This window comes from Vibrio sp. YT-17 (assembly GCF_033337375.1).
Lineage (GTDB): Bacteria > Pseudomonadota > Gammaproteobacteria > Enterobacterales > Vibrionaceae > Vibrio > Vibrio alginolyticus.
Window position 1 is genome coordinate 361,937 of record NZ_JAWOQP010000002.1, and the last position, 15,706, is coordinate 377,642.

The 15,706-nt window shown below is 44.3% G+C and carries 15 protein-coding genes; 11 read left to right on the forward strand and 4 right to left on the reverse strand.

Annotated features, from left to right (window positions below; translation table 11 throughout):
* Positions 1-7: 7 nt before the first annotated feature.
* From R7F67_RS03690 to R7F67_RS03705, 4 genes are all read left to right on the forward strand, one after another.
* A complete protein-coding gene (locus R7F67_RS03690) occupies positions 8-760 on the forward strand; it encodes a phosphatase (RefSeq protein ID WP_031777170.1) in 753 nt (250 codons plus the stop codon).
* Positions 761-916: 156 nt separating this feature from the next.
* The gene (locus R7F67_RS03695; protein ID WP_021035869.1) at positions 917-1,306 is read left to right on the forward strand and encodes a cytochrome b562; all 390 of its coding nucleotides are present in this window, start codon (positions 917-919) and stop codon (positions 1,304-1,306) included.
* A 218-nt stretch (positions 1,307-1,524) separates the two neighbouring features.
* On the forward strand, positions 1,525-1,884 hold the full coding sequence (locus R7F67_RS03700; protein WP_080276971.1) for a hypothetical protein: 360 nt from the start codon (positions 1,525-1,527) through the stop codon (positions 1,882-1,884).
* Positions 1,885-2,299: 415 nt separating this feature from the next.
* Positions 2,300-3,739: a PepSY-associated TM helix domain-containing protein gene (locus R7F67_RS03705; protein WP_017820529.1), complete on the forward strand. Its 1,440-nt coding sequence runs from the start codon at positions 2,300-2,302 to the stop codon at positions 3,737-3,739.
* Between the two features lie 51 nt (positions 3,740-3,790).
* Here R7F67_RS03705 and R7F67_RS03710 read toward each other — a convergent pair whose 3' ends face one another.
* From R7F67_RS03710 to R7F67_RS03720, 3 genes are all read right to left on the reverse strand, one after another.
* Entirely contained in the window at positions 3,791-4,174 is a 384-nt protein-coding gene (locus tag R7F67_RS03710) for a VOC family protein (protein WP_017820528.1), read from the reverse strand.
* Positions 4,175-4,185: 11 nt separating this feature from the next.
* The gene (locus R7F67_RS03715; RefSeq protein ID WP_005384005.1) at positions 4,186-5,115 is read right to left on the reverse strand and encodes a LysR family transcriptional regulator; all 930 of its coding nucleotides are present in this window, start codon (positions 5,113-5,115) and stop codon (positions 4,186-4,188) included.
* Positions 5,116-5,192: 77 nt separating this feature from the next.
* Positions 5,193-5,666: a hypothetical protein gene (locus tag R7F67_RS03720; RefSeq protein WP_017820527.1), complete on the reverse strand. Its 474-nt coding sequence runs from the start codon at positions 5,664-5,666 to the stop codon at positions 5,193-5,195.
* A 288-nt stretch (positions 5,667-5,954) separates the two neighbouring features.
* Here R7F67_RS03720 and R7F67_RS03725 point away from each other — a divergent pair, with 288 nt between their 5' ends.
* The 4 genes from R7F67_RS03725 (at position 5,955) to R7F67_RS03740 (ending at position 9,698) form a co-directional block, all read left to right on the forward strand.
* On the forward strand, positions 5,955-6,638 hold the full coding sequence (locus R7F67_RS03725) for a spondin domain-containing protein (protein WP_318056961.1): 684 nt from the start codon (positions 5,955-5,957) through the stop codon (positions 6,636-6,638).
* 9 nt (positions 6,639-6,647) lie between these two features.
* Positions 6,648-7,343 carry a spondin domain-containing protein gene (locus tag R7F67_RS03730; protein WP_171344183.1) on the forward strand — a complete coding sequence of 232 codons (696 nt, stop codon included), beginning with the start codon at positions 6,648-6,650 and terminating at the stop codon, positions 7,341-7,343.
* 146 nt (positions 7,344-7,489) lie between these two features.
* The gene (locus tag R7F67_RS03735) at positions 7,490-8,221 is read left to right on the forward strand and encodes a response regulator transcription factor (RefSeq protein ID WP_165935318.1); all 732 of its coding nucleotides are present in this window, start codon (positions 7,490-7,492) and stop codon (positions 8,219-8,221) included.
* Between the two features lie 103 nt (positions 8,222-8,324).
* Positions 8,325-9,698: a HAMP domain-containing sensor histidine kinase gene (locus R7F67_RS03740; RefSeq protein ID WP_318056962.1), complete on the forward strand. Its 1,374-nt coding sequence runs from the start codon at positions 8,325-8,327 to the stop codon at positions 9,696-9,698.
* Between the two features lie 27 nt (positions 9,699-9,725).
* Here R7F67_RS03740 and sodC read toward each other — a convergent pair whose 3' ends face one another.
* A complete protein-coding gene (gene sodC, locus R7F67_RS03745) occupies positions 9,726-10,241 on the reverse strand; it encodes a superoxide dismutase [Cu-Zn] SodC (protein ID WP_318056963.1) in 516 nt (171 codons plus the stop codon).
* A gap of 541 nt (positions 10,242-10,782) precedes the next feature.
* Here sodC and R7F67_RS03750 point away from each other — a divergent pair.
* The 3 genes from R7F67_RS03750 (at position 10,783) to R7F67_RS03760 (ending at position 15,514) form a co-directional block, all read left to right on the forward strand.
* Positions 10,783-12,192, forward strand: a complete 1,410-nt coding sequence (locus tag R7F67_RS03750; RefSeq protein WP_132936288.1) for an aminotransferase class V-fold PLP-dependent enzyme — start codon at positions 10,783-10,785, stop codon at positions 12,190-12,192.
* Positions 12,193-12,254: 62 nt separating this feature from the next.
* Complete coding sequence (locus R7F67_RS03755) at positions 12,255-13,187, forward strand: transporter substrate-binding domain-containing protein (protein WP_042521667.1); 933 nt, start codon at positions 12,255-12,257, stop codon at positions 13,185-13,187.
* Positions 13,184-15,514 (forward strand): putative bifunctional diguanylate cyclase/phosphodiesterase, encoded by a 2,331-nt coding sequence (locus R7F67_RS03760; protein WP_053303866.1) that lies wholly within the window; start codon positions 13,184-13,186, stop codon positions 15,512-15,514. The genes R7F67_RS03755 and R7F67_RS03760 overlap by 4 nt, the downstream gene beginning before the upstream one ends.
* Positions 15,515-15,706 lie beyond the last annotated feature (192 nt).

Here is a 15,706-nt window from a genome sequence, read left to right on the forward strand (position 1 = left end):
GTGGATGATGGAATTTAAAGTTGATACCCATACACATACGTACGCCAGTGGTCACGCGTACAGTACCTTGCTTGAAAATGCAAAGTTGGCAAAAGAGAACGGGCTGGATATGTTCTGCACGACCGATCACGCAGAATCAATGCCGGGTGCGCCTCATTACTGGTTCTTCTCGAACCAGAAAATTCTGCCTCGTTTTCTTGAGGGGGTTGCGATTATTCGTGGCGTTGAATCTAACATCATGAACACTCAAGGTGACATCGACATTCCCGACAGCGTTGATCGAAATTTGGATTGGGTGATCGCGAGTTTTCATGAACCCGTTTTTCGTCCTGCAAACAAGCAAACTCACACGGAAGCACTTGTTAATGTCATTCAGAGTGGTCGTATTGATGCGCTCGGTCATCTTGGTAATCCAAATTTCGACTTTGATTTTCAGACCGTTTTAGCGTGCGCGAAAGAGCACAATGTCGCGATTGAAATTAATAACACCACGCTGAAAGGCAACAGCCGAGTAGGCAGCGTAGACCGTTGCCACGAGATTGCACAAATCGGGAAAGATCTCGGTGTTTTCTTCACCACGGGCAGTGACGCGCATTTCTGTCACGATGTTGGTAATCTGGATTTGGTTGGAGAGTTAATGGACAAAGTGGGTATTGATAGCAAGAAAGTGATTACTCACACCGCTCAGCAGTTTTTGTCTTTCTTAGCTTTGAGAGGCCGTAAACCAATTGCAGAATATGACAGCATTCTCAACGCATAAACTTGATTACATTTAAGGTATGCACCCGACGCCAGATTGCTTTACACTGCGACCCGGAAATACTCAACTAAGCTAGTTTTTCGCCTCTTATGGCGTAGGTTATTTGGGTGAATAAAGCCGACACAGAATTCGGCACTATAAATGGAGAAGTGAAAAATGTTACGTCCTTTAGTCCTAGGGTGTGCGATTGCGTTTGGCTCAACATACGCAATGGCAGAAGCGGTTGATTTAAAACAAAACATGAAACAGATGAAGATGGAATTCAAACAGGCGGCGGAAGCGTCTGATGTTGAAACCATGAAATCTGCGATTGATAGCTTGCAAGCGATTGTTGAACAATCTAAGCGTGGTAATTACCCACCAGAGAAGTTTGATACTTACTTAGAAGGCTTTAACAAGCTGACGGTAACGCTAGATAAGATTGAAGCGGATCTTGATGCGGGCAAGCTACAAGAAGCAAAAGCTCAACTGCGTGAAATCGATAGTCTTCGTGAAGAGTACCACGACAAGCGCAATCCAAGCATTTGGAGCAAGTTGTTTGGCTAATTATCTACTGAGCGGAGCATTTGCTCGTGGCAGTGGATTACGCGTTATCTCTAAGTAATGAATGAACACATTATCAGCCTGCCATTTCGGCGGGCTTTTTTGCGACTGTCAATCGATGCATTCAAGAAAACCTGTGAGGTAGCAAGCACTTATTGATCCTGTTTTTGAGCTATCACTCAAAATTGGTTACGCTGTGTGAAATTTGTTAAGTCACCGTTATGCGTAGATTAATTCCTTTTTACCGCTCGATGTTATTTGCTAGTGCTCTCAGTTGGGTGCTAGTGACACTGATGCCTGTTATCAATGCTCATGGTAACAGCATGGGCGTGTGGGCGACGCTATGTACGCTTAACGGATTTGAGTTGGTCCAAATAGAAGAGGGCGACAATTCGGTCAGCCACAAAGGCAAGCCTTGTCCGTTTAGCCACTTCTCGACTTTTCATCACGATACACTTCCAACGACACCGATACTTTCAAGACAGAGCTTGGTGACTTCTGACAGCTACGCTTATTTGGCTCTAAGTGTGCGATTTGAAACACCAGTTCCTCGAGCGCCGCCAGTTTCCCTTTTCTCATAACAAAAACAATTACACGATACCCAAGTAACCTCGAGATGCTTGGTTCAGCGAGAATGACTTGGTTTGTAGACGCGGCGGCGATTTAAAGGTCTAGTGGGTCTAAATCAAGATATCGACAACAAAGTATACAAGCCAAGGCAACTCGCCCTTCGGGAGCGTGTTATTGCTCCGATTGCTGCTTCAAACAACTTGGAAAGAGTTGTCTATTACACAGCGTTGTTTTCTTTGCACTCGAATCAATGACAACGCTCTGAATCCAGCATCTTGAAGTCACTTGGGTATATAGTCAGCAACACTGCCACTTCGAGCAGTGGTACTCCCAAATCTAAGTCAATTAGCGCCGCATACGAATGTGTATGTGCAGGATGCGTTTGACTGAATTTGGGTGTTCAACAATGAAAAAAGGAAAATACACATGTTGAGAAACTCGGCAAAGCCTCAACTCAAGGAAGCCTCACGCGCAAAATCCATCTACTTTATGACGTGGCGATGGCACTTCTACGCAGGTTTGTTCGTCATTCCATTTATGCTCATGCTTTCCCTCACGGGATTGGTGATGTTGTTTGATGATGAAATCGAACTGGCTCGATACGAAGCGACATTACAAGTTTCACCACAAGAGCAAATGGTTCCTGTCTCTGCACAATTAGAAACCGTAAAGCAGGCGTATCCCGATTTTAATGTCACTCAATTTGTACCTGCTAAAACGGCTGATATGGCCAACCGCTTCTCGATTCAAAACCAAGAAGGCAGCTCGCTGATTGTTGCAGTAAATCCTTACACAGGAGACGTACAAGGCACCATTGACCGTGGTGATAGCATCTATGAACTGATGAACAGCATTCACGGTACGTTGCTCATCGGAGACTTAGGTGACCGTCTAATTGAAATCGCCGCAAGTCTGGGGATTTTGCTGTTGGTGTCTGGTTTGTACCTTTGGTTACCTAGAGACAACGCCAGCCGCGCCGGCTTTTTGAAAATTCGCCTTAACAATGGCCCTCGAATTTTGATGCGTGACCTGCATGCGAATTTAGGTGGTGTACTGTCGCTTGTTCTGTTGTTCTTTTTGATTTCAGGATTGTCGTGGGCAGGGATCTGGGGGGCGAAAATGGTGCAAGCTTGGAATACCTTCCCAACCTATTACACATGGGGTGAGAAACCAGAATCCACACTGACACATAAAGATCTTAACCACGGTGCTTCAGAAGAGATGCCATGGAACTTAGAGCTTGCTGCTGTGCCAGAATCGAAAGATAAGCCCGCTCATGATCATGCCAATATGAAGGAAGAGATGGCATACGCAGGCACTCATGAAACGCTCTCTATTGATGATATCATCCTCAAGGCTGAAATGATGGGCTTTACGGGCTATAAGCTGTTTTTACCACGCTCTGAGACGGGCGTTTACACCGTTGCAGCTAACGCTATGGGCGGCGACATTTCCGACCCAAGACAAGATCGCACCAGCCACTTTGACCAATATTCCGGTCGCTTGTTGGTGGATGTAACGTGGCAAGATTACAGCCTATTTGCCAAGTTCATGGCGGCAGGTGTGTCATTGCACCAAGGCGATGTGAGTATATTGAACAAAGTACTCAACGTAGTGTTCTGTTTGGCGTTCATCTTAATCTCAATCACAGGTGTGGTGATGTGGTGGATTCGTAGACCAAGTCGCAGTGCCGCATTGGGCGCGCCACCTAAGTTTCAGCAAGACGGCATTTGGAAACTTGGTTTAGTAGCGTTGGTGATATTGTGTTTGGCGTTTCCGATGGGCGGTTTGGCGATTGTTACGGTTCTCGCACTGGATTGGCTGTTGTTCAACCGCGTCGAGAAGCTGAAAACAGCGTTGAATTAGTAACAGACAAAGAGTGGAATAGTAGAAGAGCCAGCGAAGTGCTGGCTCTTTTTATTTCTGATAAATTTCCAGCGGTAAGCCATCTGGATCTTGGAAAAAGGTGAAGGCTTTGCCTGTGAATTCGTCAATACGAATTGGCTCAACTTCAACGTCATTCGATTCTAGGTAGGCTTTCACTTGTTCAACATCATCAACCAAAAATGCGAGATGTCGCAGGCCTTGTGCTTCAGGAAAGCTCGGTCTCTCTGGTGCGTCTGGAAAGCTAAACAGTTCCACTTGGCTGCCGTCAGGTAAAGCGAGGTCAAGCTTGTAGGAGTCTCTAGCTTCGCGATAGTTCTCGGCAATGACTTTCAAACCCAACACTTCAGTGTAAAAGCGTTTTGACCTTGGGTAATCGCTGCAAATGATCGCGACGTGATGAATGGCATTAAACATGGTTAGCCTCTTCAAGCATGGTTAGTATCGTCGGAGACTAAATGCTCCTTAACGAAGTCGATAAACACGCGCAGACGAGCAGGCATGTATTTAGTTTGTGCATACTGCATCGCGATAGCGCCGTGGTAGTTACTCTTGATCATCCAATCCGGCAGAACCTCCACCACTTCACCTTGCTCTAATGCGTCTTTGATCACGAAGTCATGGAAGATCCCAATTCCCAAGCCAGACTTAACCCCGTTCAAGCGCATTTGAGAATGGTTGACGGCGTAGCGTCCACTCACGGCAATGGAGTGGAACGCTTCTTCTTTAAAGAATGACCAGATGTTGTCTTTGTCGTTCTCGGCAAGGTAAATGCAGTCGTGCTGCTCAAGCTCGGTTGGGTGCTCAGGCATACCATGTTTGGCTAGGTAATCTGGAGAAGCACACAAAACAAGATTGGTCTTGCTGATCTCTTTGAGGACCAGATTCTCATCGGGTTTGTCGGTGAGCTTAAAGGCGACATCAATACCTTGGCGGAAAAGATCAATCTCACCATCTGCTGCGCGCAGCTTAAGCTGTATATTTGGATAACGTTCTAGGAATGGCAACACAAACGGTTGAAGCACCGAATTAAGAAATGCTTCAGGGGCTGCTACTGTGAGTGCGCCTGTTGGCTCAGCATGATCTTCCGCAGATAGCTCAACGGCTTGCTGCGCGGCATTCACCATTGCGATGCTTTGGTCGTAAACCTTTTGCCCAGCTTGAGTGATGATCAACTTACGAGTCGTGCGCTCAAACAGTTTGACCGAGAGGGCTTGTTCCAACCGTGTGATCAACTTACTTAAAGCCGATGGCGTTACGCCGAGTTGTTTAGCAGCAGCGGTAAAACTGCCTTCGTTTACCACTAAGATAAACGAAGCAAGATCAGGAAGTAGGGCTATGAGTTTTGGATTAACCATAATTGTTCAGTTCTGCGCAGCGGAATAACGATATTGTCTGGTACGGTTTCACGAGGTTCAAGTGTCACCGTCTCGCTTTAACGATATTTTGCCAAAAATGCATTGAGTGCAGGCAAGCCAGATTCACCAGTATGGTATTGCTGCCAACAGTGATAAATGGCCGTTTCGTGGTCTGCAATCAACTCGATAGCTTCTCGTTCAGCGATTGAATACTGCTGTGAAGCGTTCACTTCTTCATGCCACTCTCGATACTTGACCTCATAAGGTTCTACCCATTTCAGAAGAGTCGCCACCAACTCTTGCCATGGTAAACCAATCCATTTGATTGCATCTTCCAAGCCTTTATCCAACATCTCTTGGTGTCGACTTTCGATATCCATGCCATTTGTCAGCAGTACAGGTTTGAGCTTTTCTGCGGTTAGCTCTTCCACTTTAATCAAGGTTTGCCACAGCGTTTGTTGTTCACTTTGGGCGTAATGGCTCAAGTAGTGGTTGAAAAAAGCGATGCCGTAGATTTCGCCATAGTAGGCAGACAGAACGTTATGAATCATGGTGAGAATCGTTATTTAAACAGGGAATATCGCATTGTAGGAGGGGAAAGCGCGACGTGTAAATAGCTGATTAAGAGTAAAAAAGTGCTGTTGACAGAATTCGAACAGAACTTGTGAGAATTTTATGAGAATTCGATGAAGTTGCTGATAGATTTGCTCGTCATTCTTAGAGGCAAGAACGCAAAACGTTCGAAACGTAATGCTTAACCTACTCAAGTCACGAACAAAGAAGTAAAGCCGTACACATGGGCTTGGGTAGTTCAACCCTCATTAAAGGATGGAATCACAATGAAAAAACGTACCCAACTCGGACTCGTCATGACTTCAGTCGCTATGGCACTAGGCTCTGCATCAGTGAATGCGGCGGAATTGGAAATCACCGTGACAAACGCAACCAAAGGCATCTACTTTACGCCACTTATTGTTGCCGCACATGGTTCTGATCTTCAAATGTTCAGAACGGGTCAAGCATCAACGCCAGAACTAGAAGCAATGGCAGAAGGCGGTGATATCTCTGGTCTTGCTAGTGTGATTGGTAACGCTGGTGGTGCGGTGGTTGAGAACCCTGCTGGTGGTATTTTGAATCCGGGTGTTGCAACCACCTTCACCTTGGACAGTGGCGACCACGGTTATCTTTCTCTGAGCGCGATGTTGTTGCCAACCAATGACGGTTTTGTCGGCCTAGATAGCTGGAAGATTCCAACGGAAGCGGGTACATACCGAGCAACGCTAAGAAGTTACGATGCTGGTACAGAAGCGAACGATGAACTTGCGTCTAGCATGCCAAACCCACCTTTCATTACCTTTGGTACTGGCGGCACAGGCGTTGAAGCAACGGTAACTAACGACAAAGTTCACGTACATCCGGGTAACCTTGGTGATAGCGATCCAACCGGCGGCATCAGTGACCTAGACAGCAGTAGCCATCGTTGGTTAAACCCAGTTGCAACCATCACAATCGTTGTGAAGTAAGGGGGATGTATGAAATACAGAATCTTACTAGTAGCAGCTTCAGTCGGCTTGCTCGCCGGTTGTCCAAGCGATGATGATAACGACGTAGTGAAATCCTACCGCTACACCGTCAACGTTTCGAACTTGACTGCGAATCAACCTATGTCTCCGCTTGCTGTACTCACTCACAATGGTGACTACCAACTGTTTGAAATTGGACAAGCCGCATCTGTTGAACTTGAGCACCTTGCCGAAGGCGGTAGTAACGCTGAGCTGATTGAGTTGATGAACAGCAATGACAGTGTTTACCAAGGTATTTCGGGTAATGGATTGGTGTTGCCGGGTGCATCGGACGAAGTCACCATCACGGTTGACCCTAGTCGTTACGGTTACTTGTCTGTGGCGTCTATGTTTGTAAATACCAATGATGCTTTTGTTGGCGAAACGGGGCTATCGCTCAAATCGCTCGCAGTAGGTGAAAGCTATGAAATGAGCATGAACGTTTGGGATTCCGGTACAGAGCTAAACGATGAACTTGCCGCAACCATTCCGGGCCCAGCAGGTGGCGGTGAGGGTTTCAATGCCGCGCGTAATGACAGCAATGACGTTGTTGCATTCCATGCGGGTGTTGTTAGCCAAGATGACGGATTAGCAAACTCAGCACTTTCTGCGAACCATCGTTTCTTGAACCCAGGTGCGAAAGTCACCATCACTCGAGTCGAGTAACACAGGCTCCGATGACGTCTCCTTTCCAAAGCGCTTGTAACCGAGCGCTTTATCCCTCATGGCGTCATCGGAACCTTTTTTGAAAGAATTTCTAATTTGTTCCGGTCATGTGCAAAGTGAGGATACTCGAAGGCAAGGAAAGGACCATGGAACAACAGGCAATCAATTTAGTCGCGAACATCTTGTTGGTAGAAGATGACGATGATTTGGCAGAACTGGTTCAGATGCATCTCAAGTTTCAAGGACACAAAGTATCGCGAGCCACAAATGTCGCCGATGCTAAAGCGCAATACCAGCAACAACCCTTTGATTTATTGATCCTTGACCGAGGTTTGCCAGATGGTGATGGTCTAGACATCTGCCATTATTTGCGTCAGCAACAAGATTGGAGCCCAGTGCTCATGCTGACAGCCAGAGACGGTGAAATGGATAAGGTTGACGGTTTAGAAGCGGGCGTTGATGACTACATCACTAAGCCATTTAGCGTATTAGAATTCCAAGCACGAGTGCGAAACGTGCTGCGCAGAGTCAGCCAAACCGCAGAAGCCAAAGTAGCGAATGGAGTCCTCGACGATGCGATGGACTTTGGTCCGCTGAGAATTATTCCGGAGTTGCACCAAGTATCCCTAAACGACAAAGATGTCACTCTTACCGCGACAGAGTTTACTTTGCTGCAGTTTCTCGCGACTCGTCCGGGCAGAGTCTACAGTAAAGATGAATTGCTCGATCACGTTTGGAACACTAGCCATTCTGGTTATCACCACACTGTGTGTAGCACCATAAACCGTTTACGCAGCAAGTTGTCGTTGTCTGATTCTGATCACCACTTCATTCAAACTGTTTGGGGTGTTGGGTATAAGTTTCAACCAAGACACTAATGCAAGAAAGTAAGTCAAGACAGTAAGTCGGCAGTTGTTTTCACCGTCATTTTTCAATCATCACGGGTGTTTCAGAAACATCGCTGTTTAAGGAGGCGATAGGATGAGCTTCAAATCTCGCTTAGTGGTATTTACTAGCTTGTGGTTTTGCCTCGCGGCGGTGGTGATTGCACTGACTTACAATTGGCAAAAAGAAACCATTGAGTTACGCACTAAGCAAAGCCTACATAAAGAGCTAGCCAGCCACATGCGTGATGATAATCCGCTGATGATCGGGACGGATTACAACCCTAAAGCGCTCAAGTCGATTTTTCACACGCTCATGCTGATCGGCCCTGACTTTGAAATCTACTTCCTCGATAGCCAAGGCAATATCACCACCCATGCAGCACCAGAAGGAGCGGAGATCATGGGAGCGGTGGATCTCAATCCCATTAAGCAATTCTTAAATGACCAGCCTTTTCCTATTTTGGGTGAAGACCCACGTAATCGTGGTGAACACAAAGTCTTTTCTGTCGCAGCGATAGAGGAATTAGGCTCTACGGTCGGTTATCTCTATGTGGTGATTGGTAGTACCCGACATGACGCCATTGCCAATGCTCAAGTCGATACTCCTTACATCGCGCTGGCAGGATTGGTCTTAGTGTCCATTTTAGGCTTTGCTCTTGGAGCTTATGTACTGGTCAAACGTAGCCTATTGAACCCAATTGAGCGCGTGACCAAACAACTTCAACAGCAAGCTGAACATGATTTCCGCCTGCAACCTGATTTTACTCACCAAGTGCCGGAGCTCGTGCCGATTGCGCACTCTTATCAGATGATGGCGAAGCACACTCAGCAACAGTTTTTACAGTTGGAGTATCAATCGTCTCATCGTCGTCAAAGCTTGTTGCAGCTTAGTCACGATTTAAAAACGCCGTTATCAAGCGTGCTGGGTTATTTGGAAACATGGCGTTTGCAACATCCGGAATCCGATCCTTTGATTGACGTCGCTTTCCGAAATTGTGAGAAGCTCTCAACTCAATTGCATTCTCTATTAGACGCCGCACGCAAAGAAGCTCCAATGCCAAACTACGAGTACCGCCCCGTAGATCTGGGCGCTTTGATGGCAGAATGTGCTGAAACGATGCAGAGCCAGTTTTCTCGTAAAGAAGTGGTGTTGAAAGTGGATATCGATAGCGAAATCCAAACCGTGGGTGATAAGGGGCTATTGGAGCGGTTGGTGCTTAACTTACTTGAAAATGCCTTACGCCACAGCCCAATTGGTTCGGAAGTGCATTGCCAAGCGCATTTGAGTGAGGATAAGTCGCGTATCCACTTTACCTTCGTCAATCACATCGAGGAAGAAGCGGAGGGCGGTTCTTTGGGGATCGGGACGAAGATTGTCCAATCGATCTTAATGCTTCACCACAGCTACCTTGAGACCAATGCGACATCCTCTCAGTATCAACAGAAGTTCACACTTCTCGCAATCTAAAGAGAAGTGTGAGACATAAGTTAATGTTTATTCAATAACACCACATACGACGCGAGCGCCGCCACCACCTAGCTTACTTGGGTGATCGGAGTGATTGTCACCACCTACATGGATCATTAACGCTCGACCTTTTAAATCCGATAATTTTAGGCGAGGCGCGACAACGGGCTGATTGGCATTGCCGTCCATGTCCACATAGAGTGGAGGCAAGTCGCCTAAATGATTGTCATCGGTCCAAGGATAGCCATGCTTCCCTGTGTTGTTAGGATCATAATGGCCACCTGCTGCGCCGCCTAATACGGTTTTGTCATCCTTTTCTATGCTATCGCAAGATGGATTAGTGTGAACATGGAAACCGTGCACACCTGCTGACAAACCTGATAATTGAGGCGTAAAAACAACGCCATAATCACTTTGTGAAATCTCAATGGTACCCGCACTCTCATTGGTGTTGAGAGCAGTCATTTCTACCGTTTTTGCTAGCACGTTAGGGGCGGCGACAAGAGCGGATGCAACTGAAATGCATAGCAATCCTTTTAACATGGGACCTCCTTCTTTTAGGGTGTACGCTCAAGCACATATTAGTGAAAACCTGTTTTACTTATGTATGTTGAGCGGTGAGTTTATGTCATAGAGTGATGTGTATCACTTTATGGTCTTAAACTGATATCTCGATCCGAAATCAGCTTTCTTTTATTTAGTCTTAACATGTTGAGATCGTTAAGATATAAAAAGAATAGACGCCAATCTTAAAATAGCCTGAATATTTTTAAATTAACGCAAAGTTAAATTTTTAATGACTTTATAACAAAGCTCATAATTGTTTTATAAAGAATTTGGTGGAATTGTCCGCAATAAAGAATAATCAAATTAACGAATATATTAATGTGAACATTGTTGTTTATAGATTTGTGGTCAAACTGTTGCTTATATCATCAAATAAGATAAAAAATTGGAACTAAAGTCACTTAATGGCAGAGGAAAAAATTAAACTCTGATTGTAATGGGTAATAATGTTTTAGTAACAGATAGTTACGCACTTAAAATTAATAATATGGCTAATTTCCGACAAGGATTGAAAAAGATGAAAGACAAGGAATCTATTCAGACTAATAGCAGCCGCCGTAATTTTCTGAAAGGCGCAACAGGAGCTGTTGTTGCTGGTGTGAGTGCTTCCGCTTTCTCAGGCGTAGCTCAAGCACGAGAACAGAAAATTGATTGGAGCAGCCGCGGGCTAGGTAGAAAACACGATAAGCGCTTCTGGCGTAAAGTGCGAAGACAGTTCGTTTTGGACAAACGAACCACTTACATGAACATTGGTACAACAGGTTCAATGCCAAAACATGTTCTTGAAGATTACGAGCATAACAACAAGCTAGTGGCTAAATATCCTTGGGATATGAAAGGCAAATTTGGCTCTTGGCCTTATGTTTCAGAGATGGTTAAAGACGTCGCACCAGGTTTTGGTGCTAACCCAGAAGAGATCATTCTCAGCCGCAACACTACTGATGGCTTATGCTCGATCATTAATGGCTTACACTTTGAACCAGGTGATGTGATTCTAACGACACACCATGAACATATTGCTGCAACATCACCTATGAACGTAGCGAAACATCGTTTTGGTGTGGATGTGGTAGAAATTCAACTACCAGTATTTACTGGTACCGAAAACGTTTCTGAGCAAGATTACATTCAAGCGTTCCGAGACGCGCTTGATGCGAATCAAAACGTTCGCCTAATTGTTTTCTCTCATATCACATACAAAACAGGAACCGCGCTACCAGCAAAAGCCATTTGTGCTTTAGCAAAAGAGTATGGTGTACCTACTCTTGTTGATGGCGCGCATACGGTCGGTATGTTTGACCTTGATTTCCACGATATGGATTGTGATTTCTATGCAGGATCTGGTCATAAGTGGCAGTGTGGTCCGGGTGCGACAGGTATTCTGTATGTTCGTGATAACGGTAACCGTTTGAATGAGTATTGGAGTGACCGAGAGAACCCGTTATGGTCGATCAACTCCTCACTTTCTCATGCTGATTACCTAGGTAAACAGCTGCAAATGCAATACATTGGTAACGATAACTATCCTGCGAAACAAGCACTAGTTGATAGTTGCAAAATGTGGGATGAGATTGGTCGAGACCGTATCGAAGAGCGAGTTGTAAGCCTTGGTAGTTTATGTAAAACCTTGCTTCAAGAGTACTTACCACAAGCCAAAATGTATTCACCAAACGTGGAAGGCTTAACCAGTGGCTTAACGACGGTTAATCCGTTCTCCGATGTAACTAATGAAGAGATACTGACGGAATTCCGAGATCGTTTACGTGAAGAGTATGGTTACATCATCCGTACGACTAGCTTTAAGCTGCATAAGGATGATGACTTTGATACTTACGCGCTGCGTATCTCTACGCATTTGTTCCATGACGAACAAGATGTGGAAGGGCTCGTAGTGGCGATGACGAATTTGTATTACTCGTCGTTCTAACATCGTTGTTTATCACTCAAGCGCCCATTATTGGGCGCTTTGTGAAAGGTAAGGATATTATTATGTCAGTCATAACATTCAAAAGAACTTTAGCGACGGTGGCGCTCATGGTTACCTCTGTTGCGTCATCTGCCGCTTGGTCAGACGATTTACAACAAATCCGTGAACGCGGTGTACTGCGTCACATTGGTGTCCCGTACGCTAACTTTGTCTCCTATATTGAACAAGGTGAAGTGGAAACTTTGACTGGCTTGGATGTAGAGATAATAAAAGGTTTTGCCAAGTCGTTAGGTGTTCAGTACCAGTATGTTCCAGCACAGTGGAGCGACGTGGTTGGTAAGTTGACAGGGCAAAATGTGCAATATCACAACAAGCAGGCTGTTGTCGGAGAAAGTGTTCCAATTGAAGGCGACTTGATCGCAAATGGCGTTACTATTCTTGATTGGCGCTCTGAGGTTGTCGATTTTTCACAAGATTATTTTCCTTCAGGTGTATGGTTGGTTTCCAGATCCGACTCTAGTCTGAGCCCGATTAAACCAAGTGGGTCGGTCAATGAAGATGTTAAAAACGTCAAGCAGCTGATCGATGGTCGCGAAGTGTTAGCTTTAGAACATTCTTGCTTGGATCCTAACCTTTATGACTTATATGACACAGGTGCAAAAGTTATATTACCTGATGGGGCGCGTCTCCTTAATGAGATGGTTCCAGCGATAATGAAAAATGATGCGGAAAGCACATTATTAGATGTTGCGGATACGCTAATTGCCCTCGAAAAATGGCCGGGCGAAATAAAAGTCATTGGCCCTATATCTGAAAATCAAAAAATGGCTGTTGCATTCCGTAAAAATTCCCCTGAATTACGCAAAGCATTTGATCGTTATTTAAACTCGATAAAAAAAGACGGTTCATACGAAAAATTAGTAAAAAAATACTATCCATCTATTTACTACTTTTATAACGATTACTTTATAGAAGATAAAAAGAAAGTCCGATGAATAAGGCCGTTAAAAAATTTTCCAGTAAAAGATTTATTACAATAAGCGCAATATTAGTTTCAATTTACCTAGCTATGCTTATTACTGTGACTAGCGTAGGTCAAAATAAATTAAAAGAATCTCAATACAGAGAACTAGATTTAAAAGTTAAAAGTTATGCAAGCACACTCGATAATTTATTTACCATAGCGAGTGAAGATGTTGATAATCTAGCTACAGATAAAACAATACAAACATTCTTTGGTAATTTAGCTTCTGGAATGTCAATGGAGTATGGGTTAGGTGCCAGTTTAATTAATTTAAAGCGTCGCTTCGATGAGAAGATAGACAGTAAGCTAATTAATAGCAGCCAAATCTATAAAAAGCTCACGCTGGTCGGCAGTGATGGAGTCACCATTGTCACCACTGGATCTGAAAACCTTGCCGAGCACAAAATGGACATACAAACCTTAATGACTCAACACGGGCATCCCGAAGAGGTTTGCGCGACGCGATACAATGATGACGTTCGCATTCAAGTCATTAAGCAAGTTAAGTTCTCCGGAAAGCCTGTTGCCTTTTTAATTGCCGATCTTAATAAGAATATTGTTATTGACCAACTTACTAACCAAGAACACGAAGATAGTTATAGCCGAATGGTGCTAAAAATAAAAGACGTGGAAATGGTTGTATGGGATACCATAAATAAAACACCTTCTCACAATAAGGATGAGAATTATTTCGTTTCTGAGGCTGTAGACGGAAAAATTTACTTTGAAGTGCCTGTGGATAAACATCACTTCAAATTGATGGCGTGGTTCGAGCCTTTGAGTGAACGAGATATATTTACATCACGGCTCTTTATTATTGGTTTGAGTATTCTGGCCGTTATGATCGTCATTGCTTTATGTTATGCATTCATCACGAACAATAATAGGATTGAATTGAAAATTAAGCTTGAGGAAGAAAAAAAGCGTAAAGATATTCTTTCTCAACAGAATAAAAAATTAACGAACGAAATTGAACGTCGAAAAGCGTCTGAAAAAGAACTCGCCTTCCAAGCTAAATATGACATATTAACTAATTTGCCTAATCGTAGTTATGGTTCCGAGCGATTGGCTTTGGAGTTAATTAGGGCATCGCGTAGTGGGTCTAAAGTTTTGGTGATGTTCATCGACTTAGACCACTTCAAGCAGATTAACGATTCAATGGGACACTTTGTTGGGGATGAAATCCTTAAACTCAGTGCTCAGCGACTGTATCAAGTCGCGAGAAAAACAGACTTATTGGCGAGAATTGGTGGGGATGAGTTTTTACTCGTCATCCCTGATTTGCCTGATAATGATACTGCAAAGCGAGTTGCTTCAAGTGTGCTTTCGGCGTTTAACGATCCGTTTGTTTGGAACAACCATGAATTCTTCTTGAGTAGCAGCGTCGGAATGTCTGTGTTCCCGGATGACGGAGACAACGCTGAGCAGCTTCTTGCATGTGCAGATATGGCAATGTATCGGGCGAAACAAGATGGGCGTGATGGCTTTTGTTTTTATAACCATAATATGAACCAAGACTTGCAACGCTACTTAGATCTGGAAAATCGTCTGAGAAGTGCGATCTCCAATCAGTTGTTAGAGCTGTATTATCAGCCAATTATTGAGCTGAGTAGTGGTAAACTCGTAGGGGCAGAAGCGCTAATGCGTTGGAATGATGACAAGTACGGATTCGTAAACCCTGAAGAGTTTATCTCTATTGCAGAGAAAAATGGTTTAATTCATCAAATTGGTGAGTTTGCTATTCAACAAGCGTGTCGACAAGCGGCACAATGGCAAAGTCTGACTCCGTTGTTTGTTTCTGTCAACTTTTCTAGTGTTCAATTTAGGTACTGCGAGCGCTTACTTACGTTTATTAAACACAGCCTTGAGGAGTCTGGTCTTCCGTCAGATAAGTTCGATATTGAAGTGACAGAAAGTCTCCTCTTCAATCACGATTCTGAGCTATTAGACATGCTTAATAACTTACGAGCGTTAGGCACCAAACTTACTATTGATGATTTTGGTACTGGTTATTCTGCGCTGAGTTACTTGCAGAAGTTTCCGTTCGACCGCTTAAAGATTGATCGTAGCTTTATGCAAAATATGTTCGAGAACGACTCAGACCGCGAGCTTGTGAACGTAATCATAGCAATGGCGAAAGCGCTGGATCTTAAGATCGTCGCAGAAGGCATCGAAGAACAGCGTCATGTGGATTACCTGAAAAACCTAAACTGTGAGTTCGGACAAGGTTTCCACTATAGCCGACCATTACCTGCTAAGGACTTTGAAGCACTTTTGGCTAAGCCTACCTGGCTATAATTCCTTTTATAACAACCTCATAGAAAAGCATTAATTGAATTTGTGCCTAGGATTCATTAATGCTTTTCCACCTTAAGGTATAATCCTTCCTCCTTCCTTGAATTACACTACAATTAATTGATGAGTGATAGCCCGTGACGCCCGTCACATAAAGGCTAAGCCTAATTCTAAACGAGTAAATACTCGCCAAAA

Excerpts from the sequence above, each read along its gene's own strand:
- R7F67_RS03690 (WP_031777170.1), top strand. The coding sequence starts at position 8 with ATGGAATTTAAAGTTGATACCCATACACATACGTACGCCAGTGGTCAC.
- R7F67_RS03695 (WP_021035869.1), top strand. The coding sequence starts at position 917 with ATGTTACGTCCTTTAGTCCTAGGGTGTGCGATTGCGTTTGGCTCAACA.
- R7F67_RS03700 (WP_080276971.1), top strand. The coding sequence starts at position 1,525 with ATGCGTAGATTAATTCCTTTTTACCGCTCGATGTTATTTGCTAGTGCT.
- R7F67_RS03705 (WP_017820529.1), top strand. The coding sequence starts at position 2,300 with ATGTTGAGAAACTCGGCAAAGCCTCAACTCAAGGAAGCCTCACGCGCA.
- R7F67_RS03710 (WP_017820528.1), bottom strand. The coding sequence starts at position 4,174 with ATGTTTAATGCCATTCATCACGTCGCGATCATTTGCAGCGATTACCCA.
- R7F67_RS03715 (WP_005384005.1), bottom strand. The coding sequence starts at position 5,115 with ATGGTTAATCCAAAACTCATAGCCCTACTTCCTGATCTTGCTTCGTTT.
- R7F67_RS03720 (WP_017820527.1), bottom strand. The coding sequence starts at position 5,666 with ATGATTCATAACGTTCTGTCTGCCTACTATGGCGAAATCTACGGCATC.
- R7F67_RS03725 (WP_318056961.1), top strand. The coding sequence starts at position 5,955 with ATGAAAAAACGTACCCAACTCGGACTCGTCATGACTTCAGTCGCTATG.
- R7F67_RS03730 (WP_171344183.1), top strand. The coding sequence starts at position 6,648 with ATGAAATACAGAATCTTACTAGTAGCAGCTTCAGTCGGCTTGCTCGCC.
- R7F67_RS03735 (WP_165935318.1), top strand. The coding sequence starts at position 7,490 with ATGGAACAACAGGCAATCAATTTAGTCGCGAACATCTTGTTGGTAGAA.
- R7F67_RS03740 (WP_318056962.1), top strand. The coding sequence starts at position 8,325 with ATGAGCTTCAAATCTCGCTTAGTGGTATTTACTAGCTTGTGGTTTTGC.
- sodC (WP_318056963.1), bottom strand. The coding sequence starts at position 10,241 with ATGTTAAAAGGATTGCTATGCATTTCAGTTGCATCCGCTCTTGTCGCC.
- R7F67_RS03750 (WP_132936288.1), top strand. The coding sequence starts at position 10,783 with ATGAAAGACAAGGAATCTATTCAGACTAATAGCAGCCGCCGTAATTTT.
- R7F67_RS03755 (WP_042521667.1), top strand. The coding sequence starts at position 12,255 with ATGTCAGTCATAACATTCAAAAGAACTTTAGCGACGGTGGCGCTCATG.
- R7F67_RS03760 (WP_053303866.1), top strand. The coding sequence starts at position 13,184 with ATGAATAAGGCCGTTAAAAAATTTTCCAGTAAAAGATTTATTACAATA.